The sequence below is a fragment of the Algoriphagus aestuariicola genome (genome assembly GCF_017254835.1).
Classification (GTDB): domain Bacteria; phylum Bacteroidota; class Bacteroidia; order Cytophagales; family Cyclobacteriaceae; genus Algoriphagus; species Algoriphagus aestuariicola.
Genome location: NZ_JAFKCW010000003.1, coordinates 455627 through 481650, shown reverse-complemented (window position 1 = coordinate 481650; position 26024 = coordinate 455627). Strand labels below are relative to the sequence as shown.

Sequence of the window (26024 nt, the reverse complement as noted above, 5' to 3'; positions counted from 1 at the left end):
AAAGTGAGGTTTATGCTACTTTTTTAGTCTCCTTTGGAGCAGGAGTACCTTCGTTTTCAATTTCCTTTTTCATCAAATCCACCACGATCGGTGTCGCGATGTAGATGGACGAATAAGTACCAACGACGATACCCACGAAGAGGGCAAAAGAGAAACCTCTCAACACCTCACCACCGAAGAGTAGGAGGATGATCACCACAATCAAGGTCGTAAAGGAAGTAATCAGCGTTCTTCCCAAGGTCTGGTTGATGGAGTCATTGAAGACTTTGACCAGCTTATTGGTGCCTCTTGCATCGATGTTTTCGCGGATACGGTCAAAGATGATTACGGTATCGTTTATCGAATAACCGATCACCGTCAATACCGCCGCGATGAACACCTGATCGATTTCAAAGGTCGCTCCGAAGGCGCTGCCTATCGCGAAGGCCGCGATCACAAAGAGTGTATCGTGCACCAAGGCGACGATAGAGGCTAAAGAGAACTGCCACTTGCGGAATCTCAAGAGGATGTAAAGGAAGATGGCGATCAGGGCTACAATCATCGCTTCAGCAGAAGAAGCCTTGATATCGTCTGCCACAGTAGCACCTACTTTGGATGAACCGGTGATGGAGAACTGTCCATCGGAGATCTGCTCAGCATTATCCACATAGGTGAATCCGGTTACGTTGGCGATGCCTTCTTTTACTTTTGCTTCCACTTCTTTGTTGGAAGCGTCATCATCTTCGTTGATCAAATAAGAAGTGGTGACTTTCAACACGTTGTTTGATCCGTATGTTTTTACTTCCACAGATCCGTCAAATTCGCCGTCGAGTCCGACTTTCAAGTCAGAAGGTACTACCGCTTCTTCAAACGCTACAATGTAGGAACGGCCACCGGTGAAGTCAACGCCGAATTTCAGGCCGTTGATTGCGGCGATTGCAAGTCCAATCACAATGATGGAAGTGGAGATCAGGTAGGCAAACTTCCTCTTGCTCATGAAGTCGATGTTCATGCCTGAGAGTGCGTTCTTGGCAAAAGGAGCGGTAAAGTTGATGCTGCTCTTATCACCTTTTTTAGTCATCCAAGATACGATCACTCGGGTGATGAATACGGAGGAGAAGAACGAGCAGGCAATACCAATCATCAATACAATTGCAAATCCTTTCACAGGACCTTGACCCAGCGCAAACAGGATGGCACCGGTCAAGAAGGTAGTGACGTTACCGTCTAGGATCGCGGAGAAGGCTTTGCTATAACCAGCGTTAATTGCGGCAATCAGACCGACACCATTGCGGAGTTCTTCCTTGATACGCTCAAAGATCAAGACGTTGGCATCGATGGACATGCCTATCGTCAACACGATACCCGCGATACCGGGCAAAGTCAAAGCCGTACCGAGCTGGGCTAGGATGCCCAGGATGAAGAAAATGTTGAACACCAATGCTGCGATAGCGACCAAGCCGCCCTTGGCATAGTAGGCGATCATGAAAAGAACCACAAGCGACAGACCGGCGATCATGGAGAACACGCCTTGGTTTTGAGCTTCCTTGCCTAAGGTTGGGCCGATGATGCTCTCTTCTACGATTTGGGTTGGTGCAGGTAGAGATCCTGACTTCAGGATATTCGCCAAATCTTGAGCTTCCACGAGTGTAAAGTTGCCTGCGATCTCAGACTGGCCATTTGGAATCTCTCCGTTTACCACTGGGGCAGTATACACATAGTCATCGAGTACGACGGCTATTCTTCGGCCTACGTTTTCAGAAGTCAAAGTTCTCCACTTGCGGGCTCCTTCTGCGTTCATCTGCATGGAAACAGCCGGACGGGAAGTCTGGTCCAAAGTCTGTCGGGCATCGGTAACCACATCGCCTTCCAGTGGAGCTTCGTCGCTGCCTCTGGTAGTTTTGATTGCATAGAGCTCCAACAATTCGCTTCCATCTTCAGCTACGGTAGGTTTTACACCCCAAAGGAGCTTCAGGTCTCTTGGAAGGAAAGACTTGTAGCGCTCATTCTTGATGATTCTGTTGATGGCGACTGTGTCTTTGACATCGTAAACCAAGCCATAGTTGGCTTTCAAGGAGCTGATGAGTGGAGATACGTCTGTGGTGTTGCCCATAGGGTCGATCTGCTCGAGCTGCTTTTCCAGCGCATTTTTCAGGGAATCTTCTGGAGATACTTCTGCAGTTGAAGCCGAGTCCACAGGAGTGGCGGTTGCTTTTTGGTCAGCCACCCAAGTGGAGTTGATGTTTTCGATCGCTCCGCCAAATTCATTCAGTTCCAATACTTCCCAAAATTGAAGCTTTGCTACACCTTGCAACATGTTTCTCACACGCTCTTGGTTGTCCACGCCTGGCAGTTCAATCTGAATTCTTCCGGATCCGGCAATTCGCTGGATGTTAGGCTGGGACGTACCGAATCGGTCGATACGAGTTCTCAGGATGTTGAAAGAACGCTCGATTGCGTTTTCGACTTCTGTGTTGATCAAATCAAGGATTTCGCTGTCGGAAGATTCAAGGGAGATGCGTCCTCTGTTGGCAGCGGTGGCAAAGATGGAGCTGAGCTTTTTGCCGGGGTTGTTTTTCTGCCAAGCAGCATAAAACAAGTCCACATACTTGGAGTCGGAGGTTTTGGCCTGCTCTCTGGCTTCTTCTATGGATTTGTTGAAGCCTTCGTCTTTTGGATTGCCTGCAAGACCTTTTACGATCTCTACAGGAGAGACGGCCAAAGTCACGTGCATACCGCCTTGAAGGTCAAGGCCAAGGCCAAGTTCGGTTTCTTTGATCTCCTGGTAGGTGAAATCAGCTCCGAGGAAGTTGTAAACCGGCTCACGCCAGATGGAATCTAGATAAGCTCTTCTTTTGGCAAAGTCGATATTGCCTGAGGCATCCGTGGCATAAGCTTCTGCTTTCTGCTGGATACCGCTGGAGACGAATGTGAATGACAGATAGTACAGGCAGAGCGCCGTGATTATCACTGTCAAAAACACAATGACACCTTTGTTTTGCATAAGTGTTGGATATTTAATTGTTTAAGAAATACACATTGGTAACCGAACCGTTGCAGATTCAGCGTGGGGGATTTTCCGGGGAAATATGGAAATCAGGGTCCCTGGGGGGATATAATCCGCTCAAAAAGTATCTCTACGAGATTGTTGGGGGCAATAGCTGCTACCGCGGGAGCGAGGGGTAGTTTTAATTCAAAGCTGAAAACCTGATAGATCAGATGGAGCACAGTGTGGGCTACATGCAGCACAAAGGGCACGACGGCGTCCACGGCCACATTGAGAAATGTCTGGTCAGGATGGTCCTCGGAATGCTCAGTCTGCTCTGCAGAAGCCTCCTGCGGCAAATATTCGATACCGGAAACAAACAGGCATAGCAACAAAGCCATCAACAGCGTGAAGCGCTGCTGGAAAAGATTACTATGGGTTTCCCTGGTTTTCATGAGCCGCAAATATAGACATTATTTGAAAATCATCCTTTCTGCCCCTGTTTTTTTAGAATCGCTGTCCCGACTTGGTTCTCAAGTAGGTACGGATCACGTCCAGCGCCATGTCAAAGCTGGAGTTGTTGGGAATGATCAGATCGGCTTCGTTCTTAAAGGGTTTGATGTATTTCTCGTAGGTCGGCATCACATGCATCTCATAGCGGTAGAGGACATCGTCCAGATCATAGCCCCGTTCCACCTTGTCACGGATGATTCGACGCTTGAGTTTGATGTGGTCTTTGGCGTCGATGAAGATTTTAAGGTCTAGAAGATCAGCCAGCTCGGGATAAAACAACACAAAAATCCCCTCTACCACTACCACAGGAGCAGGAGTAAAAGTGAGCATTTTGGCCTTTTTGGATGCGTTGTTGAATGTGTACTCTTCGCGTAGCACAGTCTCGCCATCCTGGATCTTGCGGATGTCCCCCGCGTATTGCTCGAAATCTATGCTGTGGGGGGTGTCAAAATTGTGGACTCCATGTGCGTCCACGGGCTGTTCGTGCCGCGGTTTGTAGTAGTTGTCCTGAGAGATCAAGCAAACCTCCCCAGGATCAAAACTGCTCAGCAGACGCTCCAAAAACAAGGTTTTGCCTGAAGCGGATCCGCCGGTGATCCCGACAATAAATGGCTTTTTCATGGGGTTAAAAGATAAGTCATTTTAAGCTTGTTGGCCGGAATTGATACCGCGAAGAAAGGCAATCAGTGCCCTCACCGCCTGTCCCCTATGGCTGATTTGGTTTTTTTCCTCCAAGCTCAGCTCCGCAAAGGTTTTGTCAAATCCGCTAGGCCTGAAGACAGGATCGTAGCCAAAGCCTCCCTTTCCGAGTTCGGTAGGCAGGATTTCGCCCTCCGCTATTCCCTCAAATGAAAATTCCTTTCCCTGCCAAATCAGGGCGATGACCGTGCGGAATCGAGCGCTGCGCTCGGTTTTACCCTCCATTTTCTGAAGTAGAAGAGCGATGTTTCGTTCATCGCTACGGGGCTCACCGGCAAACCGACCGGAATACACTCCCGGAGCACCGTCCAAAGCCGCCACTTCAAGGCCAGTGTCGTCGGCAAAGCAGTCTATGCCATAGTGGTCTTTGACATACCTAGCCTTCTGGAAGGCGTTATGCTCTAGCGTATCGCCAGTCTCCGGCAGCTCTTCGTAACACCCGATCTCCTGGAGAGAAACGATCTCAAATTCGGGTCCTAGCGCGGCCTTTACCTCCTCTATCTTCTTCAGGTTGTTGGTGGCAAAGCAGATTTTCATGTACGGATTTTTCGGTTTAAGATGCCCAAAGGTAGTGCAAAGGCGGCGGACAATTGGAATTATGGAGCAGAAATGGGTTTCTGTACTTTTCGGTTTTCTTCAGTGATTCCCCTGTCTTATTTTCGTGGATATGAAAAAGATCACGATTTATTGCGGCTCGAGAAAGGGAAACAACAGTGTCTTTGAAGCTGCAGCGAGGGCGTTGGTACAGGAGATGATCCGACGGGATTATTCTTTGGTCTACGGAGCGGGCAGGGTAGGCTTGATGGGGGTCATAGCTGATGAGATGCTGGCTGCGGGCAAAGAGGTTTTGGGAATTATCCCCCAAAAGCTGGTCGACCGAGAGGTGGCTCATCAGGGCTGTACCGAGCTGATCATAGTGGAGACCATGCGTGACCGCAAGTGGCTGATGGCCGAGCGTGGGGATGGCTTCATCGCCTTGCCTGGGGGAATAGGTACCTTGGAGGAGCTTTTTGAGATCATGACCTTGAATCAGCTCCGGTATATCCAAAAGCCACTCGCGCTGTTCAACGTCAATGGATACTATGACAAGTTGATCGACTTCTTAAGCCATGCCATGGAAGCTGGCTTTTTGTATCCCGAGCAGGAGGAGCTGCTTATTGTCTCGGATGATCCAGTAGATCTCTTGGACCAAATGGCCGCTTACCAGGCCCGACGACCGTCAGACTGGTAGGCTGAAAAAAAGATGCAAACTTTGGGGATTTCAATGGCTAAAAGCATGCTTTTGCTTGGCCTTATACATGGTATAAAGAAGATAAATTGTATTTTTGCCAGAATCCCAACGCTGCATGATCGAAAAGCTTTTTCCGCTGGACAAAAATTACATCCTCAGACAGGCGCAGTATGCTTTGGAAGAGGAGTTGATGGACCAGATGGTTTACGAGCTCAAGCGTTCTTACACCTACCTTTACAATCCGCTCCAGCTTATGGATCAGACCTATTCCAAGATCTTGGACACGTTTGATTTTCCAGCAGAGCGGGTCAGGATGATCTACAGGCAGCTTTGTGGTATCTACCGCTACAAAAACCGGGACAACCAACTTGAGTTACTTTTTGACGGTCGTACCCATTTTGAAAAATTCAAAGAAGAGTGGGAGTCGACCTTGATCGCATGGCTGCTTGAACTCGGGCAGCATGAGCAGTACGTGAAAACGATGCTACGCATGACGCTTCTTTACGACTCGGAGTCGCGGGCAGACTGGGCAGAAAACCACTGTAAGGCCTTTATCAACCAATACTTCGATCTGAAAGTCGTCAAAAGACAGGGAGAGCTCAAGCTGAAGCTCGCCTGAGCGCAACCCATAGATTCCCGCCGCTTCCGACCAATCAGAAATTTGGACTCAGCAGATACTTGCTGTAGAAGTCGTCGATGACCTTCACGGCTTCGGTTGCATTGTCCACCACGGTGAAGAGTTCCAGATCTTCCTCGATGATGTAGTTGAGTCTGGCAAGGAGCGTGTTTTTGATCCAATCCACGAGACCTTCCCAATAGGACTTGCCCACCAAGACGATCGGGAAGCGTCCGATCTTGTTAGTTTGGATAAGGGTAAGTGCCTCGAAAAACTCATCCAGTGTGCCGAAGCCGCCTGGCAGTACAACAAAGCCCTGGGAATAGCGGATGAACATGACTTTGCGGACAAAGAAATAGTCAAAGTTCATCAGCTTATCACGGTCGATGTAGATGTTGTTGAATTGCTCAAAGGGCAACATGATGTTCAAGCCCACTGACTTTCCTCCCTCCGAATAAGCTCCCTTGTTGCCCGCTTCCATGATGCCGGGGCCTCCGCCGGTGATGACGCCGTAGCCATGCCTTACGAGTTTGGCGGCGATTTCTTCGGCCATTTGATAGTATTCGTGGTCGCGGGGCGTACGGGCAGAGCCAAAGATCGAGACGCAGGGTCCAATCTTGGCGAGTTTTTCATAGCCCTCGACAAATTCAGACATCACTTTGAAAATTGCCCAGGAATCCTCGCTTCGGATCTCACTCCAGTCTCTTTCCTTGAAGGCTCTCCGAATACGCTCTTCGGCTTTTTTGTCTTCCAGTTCGCTCATGTTGCTCATTTTGGTCTTTCAAAAAAACGATTCTCAGACTCAATAGGTGGTTTTTGTGAAGGATGAAAAACTAACGTTCTGAATATCAGTGAAAAAAAATGGTGAAGGACGGGATTTTTTTGGGTGAATCTCGCTCTACTTTTGCATCCTTATTGTCTGAAATGAATCTATTTGAAAAATCCGAAGCGGTGAAGGAGGTCTTTCGCCAGCTTGAATCCGAATCCCGCCAATTTCAAACCGATGGGGGGCTGGCTTGCGTGTCTGGATGCGGATTTTGCTGCGCCAACCCGAAAATACCCGCGTCGCCATTGGAGTTTTTGCCTTTGGCTTTTGATCTGTATGAAAAGGGAGTAGCCGAGGATGTTGCCAACCGACTGGCTTTGCAGGACGAATTGGAAATCTGCGTCCTGTATAGATCTCAATCGGAGGATCAGACCAAAGGTTTTTGTGGAAACTACGGAGGCCGAGGATTGATCTGCAGGCTTTTTGGTGCTTCTGCCCGCAAAAACAAGTACGGGCAAAAGGAGCTGATCACTTGCAAGGTGCTCAAGACCAATAAACCGCAGGACTATGCCGATGCGACCTCCCGCATCAATTCGGGGTTGGATATCCCCATGGCTATGGCTTTCTATACCCGGCTGTATGATGTGGATGAGTCCCTCACCACGCAGTATCCCATCAATCAGGCCATTTTGGTAGCTCTGGAGCTGGTTTTGAGGTTCAAGTTTTACGAGGAGGCCGGCTAAAGAGACCTTCGGCGATTTTTTTGCTCCTCCGTTTTCCAGTATATTCGGAAAATGTTAGGGGAAAAAAGTCGTAAAAACCCGGATTATGTTGAAAATAGGCGAAATCGTCCAAACAGTAAAGGGAATCATTGAGGCCCGAATCGGAATAGTCAAGCAAGAAATCCAAGATGAGTTTGTTGGGATTTTGTCGCGTTTGATTTTACTTGTTTTGATCGGCAGCATGCTCCTTCTTGTGTTCCTTTTTCTATCACTTTCCCTTGCATTTTTTCTGAGCCAACTTACCAAGAGTCCGTATCTGGGCTTTTTGATCGTTGCCTTGCTTTATTTTTTGGTAGTCTTGGCGATGATCCTTACCAGGGACTCCCTGCGTATTCAGCAGCGGGTCGAGCTGATGCTCAAAGACTTTATTTTTAAGGCAAAATTGAAATCGGAGCAAGAAGAAAAGGAAGAAAATGAGCAATAGAATGGATAAGACGCCAGAGGAACTCGAGCAGACGCTTGCCAAACAGCTGGAATTGCTGAAGAAGGAGTCTGAGGACTTGCTAAAAGTTGGCGCCGTGGTGGCTGTCGGCGCACTGCTGACCTACGGGATAGTCAAGGCAACGCGAAAGAAGAAGGTAAAACCCACGGACAAAGCAATGGAGGTTCTCGAGAGGGAAGGCCTGCTCAACGAAGACATTAAAAAACGCCTGAGCAAATCAAAAGGGGCTACATTCTGGCCCAGCTTTACCCAAAGACTGGTGATTTTGGGCTTGGCACTAGCCAAAGACAAATTGTTCCATCAGATTTTTTCTTCTCCAGCCGAAGTGAAATCAAGTGAAAAGGGTAAGTAATCTCCTCAAGTCCCTCTCGAAAAACCGCAGAAAGGGACTTGCCTGGCTGATCGACCCCGAGAAAACAAACTCAGTCCCTCAATTCTCGTGGCTGAAGGAGTCACCACTTGACCTGATCCTAGTGGGGGGTAGCGGTTTGGTTGCCTCGGTATTTGAGGAAGCCATTCAGTCGCTAAAGCCACTAGCAGGCGAAATCCCGATATGCATTTTCCCAGGCTCCCATCTGCAACTGTCTCCCAATGCCGACGCAATTCTGTTTATGAGCCTGATCTCAGGGCGAAACCCCGAATTTCTGATTTCCCAGCAAGTCAAAGCTGCTCCGCAAGTGGCTGAGATGGGATTGGAGGTGCTGCCGACAGGATACTTGCTGGTAAATGGCGGTGAGCTGCTCAGTGTGCATTCAGTGAGCCAAACATTGCCCCTGTCAAACGGAGATATAGATTTGGTGAGGGCAACCGCGTTGGCCGGGAAATTCCTCGGCATGCGCTATTTTTATTTGGATGCAGGAAGCGGAGCTAGGGTCCCAGTCAGCCCAAGCATCATAGCCGAAGTAAAAAGATCCGTGAATTGTCCGCTCATCGTGGGCGGTGGACTGAATTCTCCGGAGAAGGTTAGAGCCGCATATGAAGCGGGGGCTGATTTGGTTGTGATCGGCAATGCTATTGAAAAAGACCCCGGCTTTTTGGCCGAGGTCCTGGATGTCAAGCAATCCTACAATTTTATTGAATATTGATCAGGGACTCCCTGCGGCGCATTTTACCGGCAGGAACGCCGTACATCATCTTGAATCGGCGACAGAAGTAAGCAGTGTCTTTGTATCCTACCTCTTTTCCGATATCCCGTATGGATTTTTTGGTGGTTCGTAGGAGCTCCACCGCTGCCTCCATGCGCTGGTATTCGATGTAGTCTTGGGGATTGATGCCCGTCAGCATCTTGAAGTATTGGCCTACGTAGTCCTCGGATACATTTGCCACCTTGGCAAGTACTTTATTGGACAGATCCCCGCCGATATTCGCTTTAATGAAATTAAATAAGTCAATCAGCCTTGGGTCTTTGAAATAAGTCGAGTTGGTAGACAGCTCCTCGGTGAAGAGTCGGTTTTTCAGAATATGGCGGAGCAGCTCGATCACCAAAACTTCCGTCTGGGCTTTAAGCGATCTTTCTTTTCCAACATTGGCGGCTTCCAACTCCTTGATGATATCTTCGACTAGCGTGGTGATGCGGTCATTGAAGCGGATGATAAAAGGTGGGATGTCGAGGGAGTTGAAAAAGTTGACCACGTCAAAGACTTTAGACTCGAATTGCACCAAGGAAATGCAGTCGTCTTCACTGGTTTTGATATCCTTGAAGCTGATGCTTTGGAGGTATTTGCGCCTGTTGTCACCAAACTGCTCCATGTCCACTTCATTTCTCTTCGCTCCGGTGCCAAAGGTGACTTGAATTTTTTGGCCTTTGGGCACAAAGAGCACTTCGCCTTCATTGACCAGCTCCTGATCTTCGCCAAATTTCAGAGTGCCATGGTGGAGGAGGATGAGGCTGTTTTCGTTTTCTTCGTAGCCCACCACGCTTACTGGCTTCTCAATCTTGAAGTTGTTGCCTTTCAAAAATCGTACGTGGACTGATTCTATGACTTTGTTGTAATAATCCATGAAATCGGAATAAAAGTTAATTCGCAAAAATATAATTTTTCCAAAGCGAAAACAGTAATATTCTATAAAATGCTAAAGGAAAATAAAAAAACAGAGATAAAAATTTGGAATTATACCGTTTCGGGGAATTTAACTATTTGATTTCGTAAGTTTTGATAAAGCTTTAATTGTGATAACATGTCAAAATTCTCCACTAACAATCGGCTAAATACCCTGGTGGCGTGTCCATGAACTAGGTGATAAGATAAACCAGATTATCTGAGAATCCCCCTAGAGATGACGATTCGCTGGATTTCCGAAGTGCCCTCGTAGATCTGGGTGATTTTGGCGTCGCGCATCAATCTTTCCACGTGGTATTCCTTCACGTACCCGTAACCACCGTGAATTTGGACTGCTTCTATGGTGACGTTCATTGCGGTCTCTGAGGCGAAAACTTTTGCCATGGCAGAGGCTTGTGTATAGTCTTTGCCCTCGTCTTTGAGCCATGCGGCTTTATGCACCAAAAGCCTAGCGGCTTCTATCTGAGTGGCCATATCGGCAAGTTTGAATTGGATAGACTGATGCTGGCTGATGGGCTTGCCGAAGGTTTTCCTCTCTTTGGAATAGGCAAGGGCCAATTCATAGGCTCCCGCCGCAATTCCGAGAGCCTGCGCCGCGATGCCTATCCTTCCCCCGTTTAAGGTTTCCATGGCATAGGAAAATCCAAATCCTTCCTCTCCAATTCTGTTTTCAAAGGGAACTTTCACATCCGTGAAAATCAGAGAATGCGTATCGGAGCCCCTGATACCCAATTTGTCCTCCTTCTTTCCAACCACAAAACCTTCCCATCCTTTTTCGACAATAAAAACGGAAATGCCTTTGTGTGCTTTTTGGGAATCAGTCTGGGCAAATACGAGATATATTGAAGCGGAAGAACCGTTAGTGATCCAGTTTTTTACGCCGTTGAGCAGGTAGTGGTCTTCTTTCTTTTCAGCGACGGTTCTTTGGGATGTGGCATCCGAGCCTGCTTCGGGTTCAGAGAGGCAAAAAGCTCCCAAAACCTCGCCGCTCGCAAGTCGGGTGAGGTACTTTTGCTTTTGTTCTTCCGTACCATACTTTTCCAGGCCCCAGCAGACAAGCGAATTGTTTACCGACATTGCCACAGAGGCGGAAGCGTCGATCTTGGACAACTCTTCCATTGCCAAGACATATGAAATCGTATCCATACCTCCCCCGCTGTATTTGGGATCTACCATCATGCCTAGGAAGCCCAGCTCGCCCATTTTTTTGACTTGCTCTTTGGGAAAAACCGCGTTGGTGTCACGCTCAACTACTCCAGGGAGTAACTCTAATTTGGCAAATTCTCTAGCAGCGTCCCTCACGGCAAGCTGCTCCTCCGATAATTGAAAATACATGGGGAATTATATTTTGGGTTTGACTTCTTCCCGAAAATATACCCCAAAAAAAAGAAAAGGGACAACTGCTTGCCCCTTTTCGGTTTTTATTTTTGCCCCTATCAATCGCGGTTGCCAAAGAAGACCATGATGTAGTAGGCGAGGGTCGCCAAAGAGGCCAACGCAGCGACTACGTAAGTCATGGCCGCCCAATGCAATGCGTCTTTGGACATTTCATACTCTGGCTTGGTGACTATGTTGCGCGTCTGTACCCAAGCTAGGGCTCTGTTGGACGCGTCGAATTCCACTGGCAAAGTGACTAAGGTGAACAAAGTCATCACAGAATAGGCGCCTACCACAATGTATCCGATAAACGGTACCGGTAGCCCCAGAGCAAAGCCGCCGAAAAGAGAGGCGATCAAGACTACGTTCAGAATCTTTCCGGAGACGTTTTGAACCGGTACTAGTGCTGAGCGCATCTTAAGCCAAGCATAGGACGTCGCATGCTGGACGGCGTGCCCGCACTCGTGGGCAGCCACTGCGGTAGCGGCAGCATTTCGTCCATAATATACATCTGGAGACAGGTTGACGGTTTTGTTCATCGGATTATAGTGGTCGGTCAGTTGACCTTCGACGCAAACTACCTGGACATCGTGGATGTTATGGTCGGCAAGCATCAATTTGGCGATTTCGGCTCCGGAGAGGTTGGCTTGAAGTGCCGTCTGGGAGTATTTTTTGAATTTGCTTTTCAGCTTGCTGCTGACGACAAATCCAAGAATTGCAAATACGACAACGATTACGATAATCATTTTTTTATTGTTTAGCTGGGTGTGGATACGAAGTTAGACCTTGTCGGGTTTAATCCAAGCGGGTATTCTCACCATGATCAGCCAGCTAATAAAACCGGCGATGAGCACTAGGATTACCTGAGTACCATGGATGATCGCGGCGAAGATTTTCCCGTCGGATTCCGACACGCCAAATTGTATCAAAATATAAGCCACCAGTGCGTGAAATGTACCTATACCCCCTTGCACCGGGGCGACCATGCCAATAGTTCCCATTACCATCACCAAAAGGACCTCTCCTGGTGTCAAGTTGGCAGTACTTTGGATTGCGAGCGATACGGTATACATGGTGAAAAAGTAGATCACCCAGATCAAGATGGAGCTTCCCCAAAACCCCCATGGGTTTTTCAAGTCAGAAATACTCTTTATCCCAAATACCACTTGCCTCCCAAAACTTTGCGCCTTTTGAATGAGCCCGCTGTTTCTGAATTTTCTGCCGAGATAATATACGAGCAACACGAATACTGCGACTCCAGCCAAGAAAATAGGGAGATTGTTCAACAGCTTTGCCCCGAGACTGTTCAGGTCGACCATTTCGCCGGCAAGAGATATAAAGAGTTGGTTTTCGACCAAAAAGGCTAGCAGGATGATTCCAATCAAAAAAAGAAGGTCAATGCTTCGCTCCACAATCACGGTACCGAGCAGACGCCCAATCGAGATTCCGTTCGTTCGGGACAAGACTCCGCAACGCGCAACCTCTCCTGCCCTTGGGATGAGAAGATTTACCACGTAGCCCACCATCACTGCGTGATAACTCCGGCTGGCGCTTACCTCTTTCCCCTCGTCAAAGTTCATCAGTAGCGCCCATCTCCAGCCCCGGAGCCAATACCCAAAAAGGGAAACGACGAGCGACAAAAGAATCCAAATCCATTTGGAAGACCTTACTTGAGCTACCAAGTTTGTAAACTCGATGTCTCTGTACAGAAGCCAAAAAATCCAAATAGCAAGTGCCAGCGACAGTGCTATTTGGATTCCTTGTTTGATTTTTGTTCGAGGCATCAGCTTATTCTATTCCTTTCGTCTGGGAAAACCAAAACGGGTTTGAATTTTTTTGCTTCTTCAAAATCCATCCCCACATAAGCTATGATGATGATTATATCGCCTACGGCGACTTTTCTGGACGCGGGACCGTTGAGGCAGATTTCGCCGCTACCTCGCTCACCCTTGATCACATAGGTTTCAAGTCGCTCCCCGTTGTTGATATTGACAATCTGCACTTTTTCATTTTCGATCAGATTGGCAGCGTCCATTAAATCTTCATCGATAGTAATCGAACCCACGTAATGCAGTTCGGCTTGGGTTACTCTTACTCTGTGGATTTTTGACTTTAATAGTTGGATTTGCATGGCAAAATGTTGGTTTGTTCAATAACAAAACGACGCTTGCAGCAAGTGCTAAGAAACAAGCGGCATGTTGTCGATCAACCTGACATCTCCGATATACGCAGCGATGCAGATTGAGGATTTTCGGTTTTTTGAAAATTCGGAGTGGGCTTCAAATGTCTCCGGGTTTACAAGATCGAAGTATTCCAGCTTAGCCAAAGGCTCGACTTCGAAATCCGCTACTACCTGCTTTTGGATTTCAGTCCAAGGTTTGCCTTGGAATAAGCCTGACTTGGCACTTTCCAGGCTTTTGAAGAGCATCAATGCCTTTTCTCTCTCGACCGGATTGAGACGCACATTCCTAGAAGACATTGCCAGTCCATTTGGTTCCCGGTGGGTCGGGACAATTTCCAACTCCAAATCAAATGAAAGGTCGGACACCAAGCGCCGGATGATTCCAACCTGCTGCAGATCTTTTTGCCCAAAAAAGGCTCTATGGGGTTTGATGATATGGAATAGTTTGGACACTACTACTCCCACTCCATTGAAATGCCCCGGTCGAAACTTCCCCTCCAGCACCCTTTCCAGATCCCCAAAGTCGAAACGAAGCTTGGTCGGGGTGGGATAGATCTCCCGCACTTCCGGTGCGAAAACGTAGTCAACGCCCTCTGAAGAGAGTTTTTCCAAGTCATCCTCAAGGGTGACAGGATACTTGGCAAAATCTTCTGAATTGTTGAACTGTGTCGGATTAACAAAAATGGACACCACTGTGAGATCTGACCTTTGCTTGGATTTTCTGACCAATTGCAGATGCCCCTCATGCAGGGCGCCCATGGTGGGTACGAGTCCGATCTGATGGTTTTTCTGAAGGTGATTGAGCCAGAGGGGGTTCCATTCGGCTCCGGTACGGATTAGCTTCACGCCAGGGTAGTATTTCGGCTAAATTGGGGCAAAAGTAGATTAATATCCAGAATTACAATGCTTTTTGGCTTTTTTTATTTAACTTTGTGCCCGTTGTTTATCACGTTCATTAAAATCCCTTTAGCATGTCCAAACTGCGTATCCTCTACGTTGCCAGTGAAATCAACCCTTTCTTACAAACTTCCGAAGTAGCCAATTTCTTACGATCCCTGCCCCAAGCTATGCAAGAGCGAGGAATGGAGATCCGTATCTTGGTGCCAAGATTTGGGCTGATCAATGAGCGAAAAAACAGACTCCATGAGGTAGTCCGTCTTTCCGGGATCAATATTGCAGTGGGAGACGAGGAGAAGCCCCTGATCATCAAAGTGGCGTCGATCCCAAATGCCAAGCTCCAGGTCTACTTTATTGACAACGAAGATTATTTCCAGCGAAAGCATGTCTTCCATGACAAACAGCAGAAGTTTTACGAAGACAATGACGAGCGGGCAATTTTCTTTTGCAAAGGTGTGATAGAGACCGTGAAGAAACTAGGATGGGCTCCGGATATCGTGCATTGCAATGACTGGATGACTTCGCTGATTCCGATGTACCTAAAGACGACCTACAAGAACGAGCCACTTTTTAAGGACACGAAAACCGTGTTTGCGATCTACAACAATGGATTTTCGCATACCTTTGGCGACGATTTGTTAAACAAGGTTAAGATGGTGGATATCGATGACACTATTTTAGCACCTTTGAAGACCAAAGACTTCACCGGTTTTATCAAGATGGGTATGGAATACGCCGACCTCGTGGTAAAAGGCTCAGCGGTCTCCCCGGAATTAAACCAACTCATCGAGGATTTCTCAAAAGACAAAAAGTTTGAAATCAGTATTCAAGAAGAACAGCAGGCTCACGACGAGCTTTTTGGGATATACAACAGCCTTGCGGGCTAAATTATTGGCCGGATTGGCCATCGCTTCTTTCTTATTCAACAGTTCATGCAGTGACCCGGCAACAGTCGGCCTTGAGTTGGCTCCGGGAAACAACCAGATCGGCGTATTCTACGAGGAGTTTGCCTTAGATGCTCAATTGGTGCTGTTGGATTCGTTTAACACGACCAATTCTGGAGTTTTGGTGGTGGGCAATGAGTCCGATGACTACTTTGGCAAGACGGACGCTACGGGCTACTCGAGAATGTACATTGATGCGACCGATGCGAGGCCAAAAGCAGATGCGATCCTCGACTCCGTCTTTTTCAATATGGAGGTGGTCAGTGTAAATGGTTCCGATTTGGACCAGGCGAAAAGATATTCGGTTCACATGCTCTCCGAGCCTATTCTGGATACGCTTTATTACAATTTTGACAAGCTTGCTTACATGACAGAGCCGCTTGCCACCATCGACATCACATTCGATGAGGTCAAGGACACTGTCATGCAGCTTTCGGTAGACGAGGCATTTCAGCAAGAGCTTTTCGAAAAGCTGAAGTCCGGGAGTGAGTTTGACAATCTGATCAATTTCAGAAAATATTTTCCCGGAATAGCGGTCAAAGCCAAGGAAGGAGACAATTCAACTATTGGCGTTGCCTTGGGTGCGAACACCGGTATCGCAGTGTATTACCATGCGGTAGGAGACACCGTACCCTTAAAATACGATATCAATACGTTCTCCTCCAGAAGCTTCAACGGAATAGAATCAGACCGCAGCGGCACGCCTACAGAAGTCGTGACGGAATATGGCCTGTCCTATGATATGGCCCATATAGTGGGGATGAAGTCCACAGTTGCAATGGCCATGAGGATAGACACTAGTCCATTGGATGCATTTTTGGACACATTGTCTGGAGTTACATTCAATCAGGTTCAATTTACCATTGGCGCAATAGAAGATCAGGATGAGGAAAACGTTCCGATTACAGGAATGGTCATGAAGTTCGTGGATCAGAATAATGAGCCAATCCGAAGTACAATCAACAATGCGCAACTTTATGTGCAGGAAGATGCTCAACCCCAAGTCTTGCAAAACGCAGAGGGAGAGCGAGTGCCAAACAACGCCTTTACGACTGCGGCTATCTTGGCCTATGACTCGGAGGATAAATTGTATCAGACCGGTCTGACCTCCCATATCAATGCAATCTATCGCGGAGACCTCATTCGCCAAAACTGGCTTCTTGACGGCTCAATTCCCCCTAAACCTGGGCTGTCAAGCACAGGGATTGATTTTCAAAGATCCCTCCGTCAGTTTAAAGTGAACAAGGATAAAATCATGATAAAAGTAATTTACTCCAAATCCAGATAGTTCAATCGATTTCCGATAAGTATACCTGATCCACTTTCCGTTTTTAGGAAAGTGGATTATTTTTTTTGGCATGAATCCTGTTTCTTTGCGGAAGTACAAACCAACTTTAATTATTTTTCAAAAATGTGTGGAATTGTGGCGTATGTGGGACAGCAGGAAGCTTTGCCCATCATCCTCAAAGGACTCCGGAGATTGGAATACCGGGGTTATGATTCAGCTGGTGTGGCCCTTCTAGATAAAGACGGGCTCAGCATCTATAAGAAGAAAGGAAAAGTCTCCGAGCTAGAGAAATATCTCGACTCAAACGGGGCGATAGAATCCAAGATCGGAATTGGACATACCCGATGGGCTACCCATGGAGAACCCAACGATGTAAATGCGCACCCGCACTACTCCTCCTCAGAAAAATTTGCGATGATCCACAATGGGATTATCGAAAACTACGAGGTGCTGAAAAAGGATTTGCTTCAGAAGGGCTATCAATTCCAAAGTGATACCGACACGGAGGTTTTTGTGAAGTTCATTGAGGATATTTATCTGAATAACCAGTGCACCCTTGACGAGGCGCTTCGCCTCGCATTGCACAAGGTAGTTGGAGCCTACGCGATCGTGCTGATTAACAAGGAGGAACCGGACACGCTCATTGCAGCAAGAAAAGGATCTCCATTGGTCATAGGCGTGGGGGAGGATGAATATTTCCTAGCTTCCGATGCTACCCCTATCATCGAATACACCAATAAGGTGGTCTACCTCGACGATTACGAAATCGCCGTGATCCGCGACGGAAAACTACAGCTCAAAACGATCGAAAACATCGAGACCAACCCCTATATCAACCAACTGGAAATGGAGTTGGAGGCGATTGAAAAAGGGGGATACGAACATTTTATGCTCAAGGAGATCTATGAGCAGCCTAAGTCAATTTCCGATTGTCTTAGGGGACGACTCGATGCCAAGTCAGGACGATTGGTTTTGGGCGGTCTGCGGGATTACATGAACAAATTTCAAAATGCCGAACGGATCATCATCACGGCCTGTGGGACATCTTGGCACGCCGGCTTGGTGGCAGAATACCTCTTTGAGGAATTTGCCAGAGTACCCGTAGAAGTGGAATATGCTTCTGAATTTAGATACCGAAATCCGGTGATCAGCGAAAAGGACTTTGTCATCGCCATTTCCCAGTCTGGTGAAACCGCAGATACCCTTGCTGCTATCGAGCTGGCCAAATCAAAAGGGGCGACAATCTTCGGCGTGTGCAATGTGGTTGGTTCTTCGATTCCCAGAGCAACCCATGCGGGCTCTTATACCCATGCAGGACCGGAGATTGGGGTGGCATCCACCAAGGCTTTTACTGCACAGATCTCGGTTTTGGCCATGATGGCTTTGAAGCTGGGATACCAAAGAGGCACTTTGCCTGAAAGCAAGTATATACAACTTTTACATGAATTGGCCGCAGTGCCTGCCAAGGTAGAAAAGGCTCTTCAGACCAATGAGCTCATCAAATACATCGCCTCCGAGTACAAGGAAGTCAGAAATGCACTCTATCTGGGACGAGGCTATAATTTCCCGGTTGCTCTTGAGGGAGCACTTAAGTTGAAAGAGATCTCCTACATCCACGCGGAAGGATATCCCGCCGCTGAAATGAAGCACGGTCCGATCGCGTTGATCGACGAGGAGATGCCGGTGATTTTCATCGCCACTCAGGACAGTTCCTATGAAAAAGTGGTGAGCAACATCCAGGAAGTAAAAGCCAGAAAGGGAAAAGTAATCGCTGTGGTCACCGAAGGGGATACCCAGGTAAAAGCCATGGCTGACCACGTGATAGAAATACCAGAATTGCACGAGGCCTTTGTGCCTTTGGTTGCGGTCGTTCCCCTGCAGCTGCTTTCCTATCACATCGCTGTGATGCGAGGGTGCAATGTCGACCAGCCCAGGAATCTAGCGAAATCCGTAACTGTAGAATAGACCAAAAGGCTGTCAGGAATGGCAGCCTTTTTACTTGCAAGCGCCCAAAGTCCATGATTTGAGGCCGGCTTGGTCTGCGGCTCAGAAGTTGGGATAGGTGAATCCATTGCAGCCGAAGACTGGAGCAAACTCCAGGGTACAGGGGCCGTTCCAAGCTTATTCGGGGTCAATGCAGTTGGCGGATCGATTTTCCATCAGGAAAGTCCGAGGGATTGTGGATTGAAGGGAAGTCTATTCCAGGGTCTTGGATACGGGAAAAAAAAATCAGTCTGTGATGAGATTGAAAAAAAACACCTGCTAATTCTGGATGACTTTAGCCTGCAGCCTCTCAATGCCGATACACCTTATCGACTAACTCAATATTCATTCTAGACGAAAAAAGTGGCCACTTCATTCACTATGATAATCCTGAAGTGGTGGCAAAAGCAATCGAAAGGGTCATTACTTCCATAGAAGCAAAAACAAAACTACGGCTTAGGCAAGTTCCATGATATTAGGGTAGATTCTCTAAAAGTACAAATGGTCCTGTTAAGTAAAGTTGAGAACATAACAATCATTTGCCTCTGCGTATGATGTGGCCGATAGCCTCTCCCCTTAAGCATAGCGATATCGGGAAGAAGGAAGGGATGAGCTAGGAGAGGGAAGGGTGAGCTATCAAAGTCTTTGTAATTATGAAGATGTGGGTAAGGCATGAATGATCATGCCAAAAAGTCGACTATTCCAAAGGCCCTATCAGTTCAATGAAGATCCCGTCAGGATCTTGCACCAAGACGAAATGTAAATTCTGATTTAATGGTGTAGGCGTACTTCCCAAAAATTTGACATTCTTTTCTTTTAACCTTTTAATCACGGGATTCAACGCCTTTACATTAATGGTGATATACTGAACGCCAGTTCCATCCTGGATATAGCCCGGTTTAGACTCCGTTTGTTTATTGCCAAAACTCATCAGCTTCCACTCATTTGCGTTTGGGCTGTTCTCCAATTTTAGAACGGTTACTTCGACGGCAACACCGTTTGAAAGACCCGAACGTATGGAGAAATCTTCATTGATGGTGAAGCTATACGCCTTGGCCATACCAATCCCATCGACATAGAAGTCTAAGGATCGTTCCAGATCAGATACCACCACGCCCAAACCAATTAAATTACTGCTGAAATTTGTTTGGGAGAATGCAGGAATATTCACCAGCAGTATAGCGGCAATACTAATGATTTTTAACAGGGAGCTTTTCATGAATTATAGATGAGAAATTGTAAAGCTGCCCAAATTAAGAAAAAATACATCTTGATGAACTGGACGGGAACCTGGAGGAAATCCTTGGGCTGGTGCGAAGCAACCGAGCGCTAAGAAATGATCCCTTTGGAGGGCTGAGCATGGAGGATTAACCGGCCGCGGCAGATCAATCTAGCGAAGAGTCGGGCTGTAGGGAGGACTAGCGAGGGGCCAGCTTGCAGGGTGGTATTGTGAGGGGTGAGGTAGTTTAAAAAACACCCACTACACGGCATTTTAATAGTCCTAATCTTTTTATTTCTTGATCAACCGGCTTCACATATTGGATTGTTAATCATTTAATATTGCAGGGTTAGATGGCTAAAATAAAAGTGGAAAATGCTGAAATAACGATCTTATCCATTGAAGAAAAGGATAATACATCACTTACAGATATGGCAAATGCCAAGAAAAGTGAGAGTCGTGCCAATGCCATTGGAATTACCGTCAGAAAGGGAAAATATGGGGGAACCTACGCCCATAAAGACATTGCTTTTGAATTCGGTTCCGGATCAGCATTCCTTTTAAGATGTACCTGATTACCGAATTCCAACGGCTCAAGGAGGAGGAGCAAGAATTACTCGGCTGGTCTGCCAAACGTGAATTGGGCAAAATCAACTACAAGACAGATATTGAAGCAATTACTGTCCGCGATAGAATTGCTAAAGCATATTTCAGGTTATGCTTCCCTCCCCAAAATGCGAAGCTTACAACCCAATATCCGCCGTACTATGCCGCACGATACTCCCTAGATACGCGCAGGATACTCCCTAGATACCCCCTATATACTTGTATGACACCTTTACTTTTGTGCAGGAAGTTACATTTTACACGGAGTCCACTCTTAACTCCCATGAACACAATAAATGAAATCCTCCTGGCCTATGCGGGCTATGCGGTGACAGCAGGCACCATCTTGCTCAGCATCTGCCAACTGACCGTGGACGAATCCAGGCTGGAGGAAAAGATCATAATAGTAGAATAGACCAAAAGGCTGTCAGGAAATGGCAGCCTTTTTACTTGCAAGCGCCCAAAGTCCATGATTTGAGGCCGGCTTGGTCTGCGGCACAGGAGTTGGGATAGGTGGATCCATTGCAGCCGCAGACTGGAACATACTCCAGGGTACAGGGGCCGGTCCAAGCTTCTTCGGGGTCGATACAGTCGGCGGGTGGATTTTCCTCCCCGCATCCGAAAGAGAACCAAGCTAGAACAAAAAGGAGAAAGAATGCCGGTTTTTTCATATCCTAAAGAACGGATTGCTTGATGGAAACGCTACTTACCCAAAGTTTAATACCCAGCCTATGCACGCGCGCTCCCGATAAAATTCCTACTTTTGCGCTGCGAAGGAAAAACCCATGCTGGATAAATTACAGGCCCTTAAAGATCGCTTCGAAGAAGTAGCACAACTCATCGTATTGCCGGACTCTATGTCCGACATGGGCAAATACGCAAAGCTCACCAAGGAGTATAAAGACCTTGAGAAAATAGTCTCTGCCTACGACGAGTACAAGCTCGTTTTGCAAAATATCGACAGCTCCAAGGAAATCCTGGAAAAGGAAAAGGATCCTGAGTTTCGTGAGATGGCCAAGCAGGAGTTGGACGAGCTACGGGAGAGAAAGGAAATCCTCGAGGAGGATCTGAAGCAATTGCTAATTCCCAAAGACCCCAATGACTCCAAAGACTGTATCTTGGAGATTAGGGGTGGTGCAGGTGGTGACGAGGCGTCGATTTTTGCCGGTGACCTGTTTAGGATGTACGAGCGTTTTTGCGAGATGCAGGGTTGGAAGCTGACCGTTCTTGATTTGACTTTCGGCTCTGCCGGCGGATATAAGGAAATCATTGCCACTGTCTCCGGTGCGGATGTCTATGGCATGCTCAAGTACGAATCCGGGGTGCATCGCGTGCAGCGGGTGCCAGCCACGGAATCCCAAGGACGTGTCCATACCTCCGCCGCTTCTGTGGCGGTTTTACCCGAAATGGACGAAGTTGAGGTGCATCTGGACATGAACGACATTCGAAAGGACACCTATTGCTCCTCCGGACCTGGTGGACAGTCCGTCAATACGACCTACTCTGCGGTACGGCTCACCCATAATCCTACGGGATTGGTAGTTACCTGTCAGGACGAAAAGTCCCAGATCAAAAACTTTGAAAAAGCGCTGAAGGTGCTCAGGTCAAGACTCTATGAAATAGAGCTGGCCAAGCACAACGAGGCAGTGGGCGCCCAACGTAAGTCCATGGTTGGAAGTGGAGACCGCTCGGACAAAATCCGAACTTACAACTATCCGCAATCCCGGGTAACCGACCACCGGATCAACAAAACCGTCTACAACTTGCCGGATGTGATGAACGGCAATATCGAGGAATTTATCTCCGCACTTCGACTCGCGGAAAACCTTGAGAAAATGCAGGCAGGAGGCATTGACTAAGAGGAACAGGCTTTGCAAGATTGAATTAAGAAGGTATATTGAACAAACAAAAAGCCCTGGCGGAGAAATAACCCACGCACTTTTATGATCATAGCAGGAGAAAGAGGAATTAATCTGGTCACTTGGAGCGAGGCCCATTTTCACCAACTCTATCCCCTCGCCAACAATCCCAAGATTGCCATGAACCTGCGGGACAGCTACCCCCAGCCCTATACCATCCATGACGCCAGGCATTGGATAGAGCACAACCAGAAATTTAACCCTCCCCAAAACTTCGCGATAGAGTTTGAGGGAAAACTAGCAGGTTCGATTGGCTGCGACCGGGGAAAGGATGAACTCCGTACCAATATGGAACTGGGCTTCTGGGTAGGCGAGCCATTTTGGGGCAAGGGCATCGCAACGGAGGCAGTGAAACTTTACACCCAGTATATATTCGAAAAGTTCGACATCCAGAGGCTCTATGCACAAGTCTATGACTTTAACGGGGAGTCGATGAGCGTCCTCGAGAAAGCGGGATTTATTCCCGAAGCAATCCTGAAAAAGGCCTATATCAAAAGGGGAATAGTCGGAGATGTATTCCAATATGTAATGATAAGAGACGGGGAATAATCTTCGTCTTTTTTGTTTCAAGCCACCCGCTCTCTGTCTCGATGCGATGTACGAAGAGTACTTTCAGCTATTCCTTATCAACCTTTGCAAACTAAAAGGTCTCCTTACCACCAAAATCTTTGAAGTCCTACCGTACCAGTAATTTTCTTGTTACCGCGCCTTGTTTGCCCTGCAAGCGGATCAAAAGGAGGCCTTTTGGCAATCCGCTGAGGTAGATTTGCTTTTGGCCGTCGGCGATCGGCAGGTCAACTATCGCCTGACCTAGGGAATTGACGACCGAAATGCCCGACCAGGAATCCAAATTATCGGCGGAAACCGTTGCTGTTCCCTGACTTGGATTAGGGTAGATCTTAAGACTTTCCGCCACCGCAGGCTCGAGTGCGGTGATGATGTTGACATTGACGGGGAGAATACGCTTGGAGCTATAGCCGCAGGCATTTTGGGCTTCTACCGAAAGTTCGAAATCCCCTTCTTGCTCCCAGATTACCAAGATTCGACCGCTTCCCTGACCGGAGGCTATTCTACCTCCATTGCCGGAAATGCTCCATCGATAGTTTAGGCCAGGAAGGGTCTCTATTTCGTAAATTTCTTCTCCCGGACTAGTGAGTGCTTCTCCACCTATTCCCAAAGGAGAGGCCGGAGCCGAAGTCACGGAAATCGCTTTCTCCAAGCTTGCACCTTGTCCACAATAGTTTTCTTGGCTTACCGTTATTTTTTGCTCTCCGGCTTGATCCCAAATGATTTCCACCGCATGGGTTCCTTGGCCATTTTTGATTTCACCCCCGCTGACCGTCCAAGTATAGCTTACTCCTTTAATGTTTGGCAGGGAATAGGTATAGCTGCCTTCACTGCAAACAGCTCCCTCTCCCGAGATCTCTGAATCGCTTGTTGGAATGGAAGCTACGCTGACCTCCAAGGCGGAGGTTTCCCCACTGCCGCAAAAGTTTGTCCTGCTGACCAAGACCGCGTTCCTTCCGAGACCAGTCCATTTTACCTCTATTTGGGAGGTGCCCTGTCCAGAGAGGATCTCACCTCCGTCCACTCTCCACCTGATATCGGAACCGGTTTGGTCGGATTCGAGGATGGAGTAAGTGGCAGTAGTCAGACATGACTTTGAATCCCCGGCAATTGTCCCGAGAGAGCCGCTCGGAGGGACGCAAGTATAGGCGAGTAGGGTACCGTCTTCTCCGGCGAAATAGGCTTTTTGGTCTGTGCCAGCGCTCACAGATTCCAGGTTTCTCACTGTCCCTGTGGCAAAGGGAGTCCACGTCTCCCCTCCGTCTGACGTAGCCAAGGCAAGGCCATCTTCTCCAGCGATGAATCCGTAATTTGTTCCGAAGAAGTCTACGGACTTAAGTTTTTTGGTGGTGCCTGATTCAATTTTCCTCCAGCTTTTGGCTTTGTCTTCGGTCTTTAGTATTACCCCTCCATCACCTACGGCGATGGCCCTTGTGCTGTCTATTTTGGCAAGGGCATTCAGATTTTCACCGCTTGCTGCTGGGACGGTTTCCCACTCGCTTCCCCCAAATGTCCGGCTGATTTGGCCTTTGTCCCCTACAGCAGCCCCGTAACCAAAGTCGAAAAAGATGAGGCTTTTAAGATTTTCTAGAGTGTTGGAGGTTACCGTTTGATCCCAGGTGCTGCCTGAGTCAAAAGATCTGGAAATATATCCTCTGGAACCGGATAGGTAGACCACGGATGGCGCAAAAAGGTAGAATCTGGTAATGGTCCTGTCCGCAGATGTGGGCACCGCTACCCAGCTGGTCCCCGAGTTGGAAGTGCGGTAGATTTTGCCATTGTCTGATCCCACATAGCCAAAGGATGTGCTCCAAAAGCCCATGCTTCGAATAGTGATAGGCTCAGGAAGGGATCGGTTGACTAGCGTGGTTGCACCGTTGCTGGTGACAAAAAGGCCTCCGTTTTCTCCAGCAACGTATCCGGTATTTTGGTTCAGAAAATCCACTGCCGTAAAGTGGTTTCGGATTCCCGCTAGTTTTTGGGCCCAGTTTGCCCCAGCATTGCTGGAGTTGCTTAAATAGCCGTCTTGGCCTACGACAGAAAGGAGGTTGCTTGATGGTTTGAACCCCATGCCCTTCAGATTCCTTGTCACGGCGGCACCAAGGCTGGGTTTAGTAAAGGTACTTCCGGAGTTTGCAGTTCGGGTGATGGTCGCCATATCACCGATGGCAACTACAATCCGCGTATCCAGGGGACTAATCGCTACTTTCCTCAAGGTATTTATAGTGCCGGAGTTCAGCGCTGACCAGGAGCAGCCTCCATCTATGGTCTTCGCGAAAAATCCGTCCGCACCCACGACATAGCCTATCAGTTCACTTGAAAACGCGATACCAAAAAGGGCATTGTTTTCCGGGAGGCTTGATAATGTCCAAGTGTTTCCCCTGTCTTGTGAGCTTAGAATGTTTCCTCCCTCGGCCGCAATAAATCCTGCGTTTTCTCCTATGAACTGGATATCGTTCAGCGCTAGATTGGTTCCGCTTGGAGTTTTCGCCCAGCTTTCTCCTCCGTCGGTCGATCGAATAATCTCTCCGTTTTGCCCTATCGCCGTCAGCCCGGAAGTAGAGGACTTGGCAATACCAAATAAATCGTTTGACGTGCCCGATTCTTTTTCTTGCCAGGTTTTCCCCGAATCGGAGGTGATGAATATTCTACCGTTTTCCCCCACGGCCACCCCTCGCTCGGCATTAAGAAGAACGACGTCATAGAATCTCAGGTCAAACCTTTGTAGCACTTCCTCCCAAGTGTTGCCTCCGTCCATGCTGAGGGCAATCAGCTTTTCCCCGACGGCGACGCCCTGTTGGGCATTGAGCCAGTAGACGGATTCAAAATCCAAGCCCCAGCTCTGCATTCGGCTCAGCGTCTGGGCTAGCGAACTAGACGTGAGCATCAAAAGCCAGAAGGTGATCGGTAAGAGTTTTTTCATGCTTGATGAAAACAAGATGATCTTAGAAAGGAAGTCATTTTTTGC

27 protein-coding genes are annotated in these 26024 nt (G+C 47.9%); 13 read left to right on the top strand and 14 right to left on the bottom strand.

Going from position 1 to position 26024, the window contains the following annotated elements; all coding sequences use genetic code 11:
• Positions 1 to 10 precede the first annotated feature (10 nt).
• From secDF to J0A67_RS14745, 4 genes are all read right to left on the bottom strand, one after another.
• Positions 11 to 2983 (bottom strand): protein translocase subunit SecDF, encoded by a 2973-nt coding sequence (secDF, locus tag J0A67_RS14760; RefSeq protein WP_206570132.1) that lies wholly within the window; start codon positions 2981 to 2983, stop codon positions 11 to 13.
• 92 nt (positions 2984 to 3075) lie between these two features.
• A complete protein-coding gene (locus J0A67_RS14755; protein ID WP_206570131.1) occupies positions 3076 to 3420 on the bottom strand; it encodes a hypothetical protein in 345 nt (114 codons plus the stop codon).
• Between the two features lie 52 nt (positions 3421 to 3472).
• The gene (gene udk, locus J0A67_RS14750; RefSeq protein ID WP_206570130.1) at positions 3473 to 4099 is read right to left on the bottom strand and encodes a uridine kinase; all 627 of its coding nucleotides are present in this window, start codon (positions 4097 to 4099) and stop codon (positions 3473 to 3475) included.
• A 21-nt stretch (positions 4100 to 4120) separates the two neighbouring features.
• The gene (locus J0A67_RS14745; RefSeq protein ID WP_206570129.1) at positions 4121 to 4714 is read right to left on the bottom strand and encodes a non-canonical purine NTP diphosphatase; all 594 of its coding nucleotides are present in this window, start codon (positions 4712 to 4714) and stop codon (positions 4121 to 4123) included.
• 130 nt (positions 4715 to 4844) lie between these two features.
• Between J0A67_RS14745 and J0A67_RS14740 the strand changes: the two genes are divergently transcribed.
• Positions 4845 to 5408, top strand: a complete 564-nt coding sequence (locus J0A67_RS14740) for an LOG family protein (RefSeq protein WP_206570128.1) — start codon at positions 4845 to 4847, stop codon at positions 5406 to 5408.
• Between the two features lie 115 nt (positions 5409 to 5523).
• The gene (locus J0A67_RS14735) at positions 5524 to 6027 is read left to right on the top strand and encodes a hypothetical protein (RefSeq protein ID WP_206570127.1); all 504 of its coding nucleotides are present in this window, start codon (positions 5524 to 5526) and stop codon (positions 6025 to 6027) included.
• 34 nt (positions 6028 to 6061) lie between these two features.
• On the opposite strand, the gene J0A67_RS14730 is transcribed toward J0A67_RS14735, so the two are convergent.
• On the bottom strand, positions 6062 to 6787 hold the full coding sequence (locus J0A67_RS14730) for an LOG family protein (RefSeq protein WP_438839592.1): 726 nt from the start codon (positions 6785 to 6787) through the stop codon (positions 6062 to 6064).
• A gap of 161 nt (positions 6788 to 6948) precedes the next feature.
• On the opposite strand from J0A67_RS14730, the gene J0A67_RS14725 reads away from it, so the two are divergent.
• The 4 genes from J0A67_RS14725 (at position 6949) to J0A67_RS14710 (ending at position 9099) form a co-directional block, all read left to right on the top strand.
• A complete protein-coding gene (locus J0A67_RS14725; protein ID WP_206570125.1) occupies positions 6949 to 7533 on the top strand; it encodes a YkgJ family cysteine cluster protein in 585 nt (194 codons plus the stop codon).
• 85 nt (positions 7534 to 7618) lie between these two features.
• Entirely contained in the window at positions 7619 to 7996 is a 378-nt protein-coding gene (locus J0A67_RS14720) for a phage holin family protein (RefSeq protein ID WP_206570124.1), read from the top strand.
• Position 7997: 1 nt separating this feature from the next.
• Entirely contained in the window at positions 7998 to 8366 is a 369-nt protein-coding gene (locus J0A67_RS14715) for a hypothetical protein (RefSeq protein ID WP_206570123.1), read from the top strand.
• A complete protein-coding gene (locus J0A67_RS14710; protein ID WP_206570122.1) occupies positions 8350 to 9099 on the top strand; it encodes a geranylgeranylglyceryl/heptaprenylglyceryl phosphate synthase in 750 nt (249 codons plus the stop codon). The genes J0A67_RS14715 and J0A67_RS14710 overlap by 17 nt, the downstream gene beginning before the upstream one ends.
• Here J0A67_RS14710 and J0A67_RS14705 read toward each other — a convergent pair.
• The 6 genes from J0A67_RS14705 to panC all read right to left on the bottom strand — a co-directional run bounded on the left by J0A67_RS14705 (position 9086) and on the right by panC (position 14479).
• The gene (locus tag J0A67_RS14705; RefSeq protein ID WP_206570121.1) at positions 9086 to 10015 is read right to left on the bottom strand and encodes an AraC family transcriptional regulator; all 930 of its coding nucleotides are present in this window, start codon (positions 10013 to 10015) and stop codon (positions 9086 to 9088) included. The genes J0A67_RS14710 and J0A67_RS14705 overlap by 14 nt on opposite strands.
• Before the next feature lie 254 nt (positions 10016 to 10269).
• Positions 10270 to 11409 (bottom strand): acyl-CoA dehydrogenase, encoded by a 1140-nt coding sequence (locus tag J0A67_RS14700; RefSeq protein ID WP_206570120.1) that lies wholly within the window; start codon positions 11407 to 11409, stop codon positions 10270 to 10272.
• 101 nt (positions 11410 to 11510) lie between these two features.
• Positions 11511 to 12197, bottom strand: a complete 687-nt coding sequence (locus J0A67_RS14695) for a zinc metallopeptidase (RefSeq protein WP_206570119.1) — start codon at positions 12195 to 12197, stop codon at positions 11511 to 11513.
• A gap of 33 nt (positions 12198 to 12230) precedes the next feature.
• Positions 12231 to 13235, bottom strand: coding sequence for a lysylphosphatidylglycerol synthase transmembrane domain-containing protein (locus tag J0A67_RS14690; protein ID WP_206570118.1), 1005 nt, complete (start codon positions 13233 to 13235; stop codon positions 12231 to 12233).
• A complete protein-coding gene (gene panD, locus J0A67_RS14685) occupies positions 13235 to 13582 on the bottom strand; it encodes an aspartate 1-decarboxylase (RefSeq protein ID WP_206570117.1) in 348 nt (115 codons plus the stop codon). Before panD ends, J0A67_RS14690 begins: the two co-directional genes overlap by 1 nt.
• A gap of 48 nt (positions 13583 to 13630) precedes the next feature.
• Positions 13631 to 14479, bottom strand: coding sequence for a pantoate--beta-alanine ligase (gene panC / locus J0A67_RS14680; RefSeq protein WP_206570116.1), 849 nt, complete (start codon positions 14477 to 14479; stop codon positions 13631 to 13633).
• 125 nt (positions 14480 to 14604) lie between these two features.
• On the opposite strand from panC, the gene J0A67_RS14675 reads away from it, so the two are divergent.
• From J0A67_RS14675 to glmS, 3 genes are all read left to right on the top strand, one after another.
• Positions 14605 to 15417, top strand: a complete 813-nt coding sequence (locus tag J0A67_RS14675) for a glycogen/starch synthase (protein ID WP_206570115.1) — start codon at positions 14605 to 14607, stop codon at positions 15415 to 15417.
• Complete coding sequence (locus J0A67_RS14670; RefSeq protein ID WP_206570114.1) at positions 15344 to 16762, top strand: DUF4270 family protein; 1419 nt, start codon at positions 15344 to 15346, stop codon at positions 16760 to 16762. The genes J0A67_RS14675 and J0A67_RS14670 overlap by 74 nt, the downstream gene beginning before the upstream one ends.
• A gap of 123 nt (positions 16763 to 16885) precedes the next feature.
• Positions 16886 to 18727, top strand: coding sequence for a glutamine--fructose-6-phosphate transaminase (isomerizing) (gene glmS / locus J0A67_RS14665; protein WP_206570113.1), 1842 nt, complete (start codon positions 16886 to 16888; stop codon positions 18725 to 18727).
• Between the two features lie 715 nt (positions 18728 to 19442).
• Here the strand turns inward: glmS and J0A67_RS14660 are convergent.
• Positions 19443 to 19964 (bottom strand): VOC family protein, encoded by a 522-nt coding sequence (locus J0A67_RS14660; RefSeq protein WP_206570112.1) that lies wholly within the window; start codon positions 19962 to 19964, stop codon positions 19443 to 19445.
• Positions 19965 to 20317: 353 nt separating this feature from the next.
• On the opposite strand from J0A67_RS14660, the gene J0A67_RS23105 reads away from it, so the two are divergent.
• Positions 20318 to 20539, top strand: a complete 222-nt coding sequence (locus J0A67_RS23105) for a KilA-N domain-containing protein (protein WP_241265200.1) — start codon at positions 20318 to 20320, stop codon at positions 20537 to 20539.
• A gap of 314 nt (positions 20540 to 20853) precedes the next feature.
• Positions 20854 to 20985, top strand: coding sequence for a hypothetical protein (locus J0A67_RS23180; RefSeq protein WP_262897501.1), 132 nt, complete (start codon positions 20854 to 20856; stop codon positions 20983 to 20985).
• Between the two features lie 31 nt (positions 20986 to 21016).
• On the opposite strand, the gene J0A67_RS14650 is transcribed toward J0A67_RS23180, so the two are convergent.
• On the bottom strand, positions 21017 to 21241 hold the full coding sequence (locus J0A67_RS14650; protein ID WP_206570111.1) for a Kazal-type serine protease inhibitor domain-containing protein: 225 nt from the start codon (positions 21239 to 21241) through the stop codon (positions 21017 to 21019).
• A 114-nt stretch (positions 21242 to 21355) separates the two neighbouring features.
• On the opposite strand from J0A67_RS14650, the gene prfA reads away from it, so the two are divergent.
• Both prfA and J0A67_RS14640 read left to right on the top strand, forming a co-directional pair.
• Positions 21356 to 22429 (top strand): peptide chain release factor 1, encoded by a 1074-nt coding sequence (prfA, locus tag J0A67_RS14645; RefSeq protein ID WP_206570110.1) that lies wholly within the window; start codon positions 21356 to 21358, stop codon positions 22427 to 22429.
• Positions 22430 to 22513: 84 nt separating this feature from the next.
• Positions 22514 to 23038: a GNAT family N-acetyltransferase gene (locus J0A67_RS14640; RefSeq protein WP_206570109.1), complete on the top strand. Its 525-nt coding sequence runs from the start codon at positions 22514 to 22516 to the stop codon at positions 23036 to 23038.
• Between the two features lie 127 nt (positions 23039 to 23165).
• Here the strand turns inward: J0A67_RS14640 and J0A67_RS14635 are convergent, their stop codons facing one another.
• Positions 23166 to 25979 (bottom strand): PKD-like domain-containing protein, encoded by a 2814-nt coding sequence (locus tag J0A67_RS14635; protein WP_206570108.1) that lies wholly within the window; start codon positions 25977 to 25979, stop codon positions 23166 to 23168.
• Positions 25980 to 26024 lie beyond the last annotated feature (45 nt).

Excerpts from the sequence above, each read along its gene's own strand:
- secDF (WP_206570132.1), bottom strand. The coding sequence starts at position 2,983 with ATGCAAAACAAAGGTGTCATTGTGTTTTTGACAGTGATAATCACGGCG.
- J0A67_RS14755 (WP_206570131.1), bottom strand. The coding sequence starts at position 3,420 with ATGAAAACCAGGGAAACCCATAGTAATCTTTTCCAGCAGCGCTTCACG.
- udk (WP_206570130.1), bottom strand. The coding sequence starts at position 4,099 with ATGAAAAAGCCATTTATTGTCGGGATCACCGGCGGATCCGCTTCAGGC.
- J0A67_RS14745 (WP_206570129.1), bottom strand. The coding sequence starts at position 4,714 with ATGAAAATCTGCTTTGCCACCAACAACCTGAAGAAGATAGAGGAGGTA.
- J0A67_RS14740 (WP_206570128.1), top strand. The coding sequence starts at position 4,845 with ATGAAAAAGATCACGATTTATTGCGGCTCGAGAAAGGGAAACAACAGT.
- J0A67_RS14735 (WP_206570127.1), top strand. The coding sequence starts at position 5,524 with ATGATCGAAAAGCTTTTTCCGCTGGACAAAAATTACATCCTCAGACAG.
- J0A67_RS14730 (WP_438839592.1), bottom strand. The coding sequence starts at position 6,787 with ATGAGCGAACTGGAAGACAAAAAAGCCGAAGAGCGTATTCGGAGAGCC.
- J0A67_RS14725 (WP_206570125.1), top strand. The coding sequence starts at position 6,949 with ATGAATCTATTTGAAAAATCCGAAGCGGTGAAGGAGGTCTTTCGCCAG.
- J0A67_RS14720 (WP_206570124.1), top strand. The coding sequence starts at position 7,619 with ATGTTGAAAATAGGCGAAATCGTCCAAACAGTAAAGGGAATCATTGAG.
- J0A67_RS14715 (WP_206570123.1), top strand. The coding sequence starts at position 7,998 with ATGGATAAGACGCCAGAGGAACTCGAGCAGACGCTTGCCAAACAGCTG.
- J0A67_RS14705 (WP_206570121.1), bottom strand. The coding sequence starts at position 10,015 with ATGGATTATTACAACAAAGTCATAGAATCAGTCCACGTACGATTTTTG.
- J0A67_RS14700 (WP_206570120.1), bottom strand. The coding sequence starts at position 11,409 with ATGTATTTTCAATTATCGGAGGAGCAGCTTGCCGTGAGGGACGCTGCT.
- J0A67_RS14695 (WP_206570119.1), bottom strand. The coding sequence starts at position 12,197 with ATGATTATCGTAATCGTTGTCGTATTTGCAATTCTTGGATTTGTCGTC.
- J0A67_RS14690 (WP_206570118.1), bottom strand. The coding sequence starts at position 13,235 with ATGCCTCGAACAAAAATCAAACAAGGAATCCAAATAGCACTGTCGCTG.
- panD (WP_206570117.1), bottom strand. The coding sequence starts at position 13,582 with ATGCAAATCCAACTATTAAAGTCAAAAATCCACAGAGTAAGAGTAACC.
- J0A67_RS14675 (WP_206570115.1), top strand. The coding sequence starts at position 14,605 with ATGTCCAAACTGCGTATCCTCTACGTTGCCAGTGAAATCAACCCTTTC.
- glmS (WP_206570113.1), top strand. The coding sequence starts at position 16,886 with ATGTGTGGAATTGTGGCGTATGTGGGACAGCAGGAAGCTTTGCCCATC.
- J0A67_RS14660 (WP_206570112.1), bottom strand. The coding sequence starts at position 19,964 with ATGAAAAGCTCCCTGTTAAAAATCATTAGTATTGCCGCTATACTGCTG.
- J0A67_RS23105 (WP_241265200.1), top strand. The coding sequence starts at position 20,318 with ATGGCTAAAATAAAAGTGGAAAATGCTGAAATAACGATCTTATCCATT.
- J0A67_RS23180 (WP_262897501.1), top strand. The coding sequence starts at position 20,854 with ATGAACACAATAAATGAAATCCTCCTGGCCTATGCGGGCTATGCGGTG.
- J0A67_RS14650 (WP_206570111.1), bottom strand. The coding sequence starts at position 21,241 with ATGAAAAAACCGGCATTCTTTCTCCTTTTTGTTCTAGCTTGGTTCTCT.
- prfA (WP_206570110.1), top strand. The coding sequence starts at position 21,356 with ATGCTGGATAAATTACAGGCCCTTAAAGATCGCTTCGAAGAAGTAGCA.
- J0A67_RS14640 (WP_206570109.1), top strand. The coding sequence starts at position 22,514 with ATGATCATAGCAGGAGAAAGAGGAATTAATCTGGTCACTTGGAGCGAG.
- J0A67_RS14635 (WP_206570108.1), bottom strand. The coding sequence starts at position 25,979 with ATGAAAAAACTCTTACCGATCACCTTCTGGCTTTTGATGCTCACGTCT.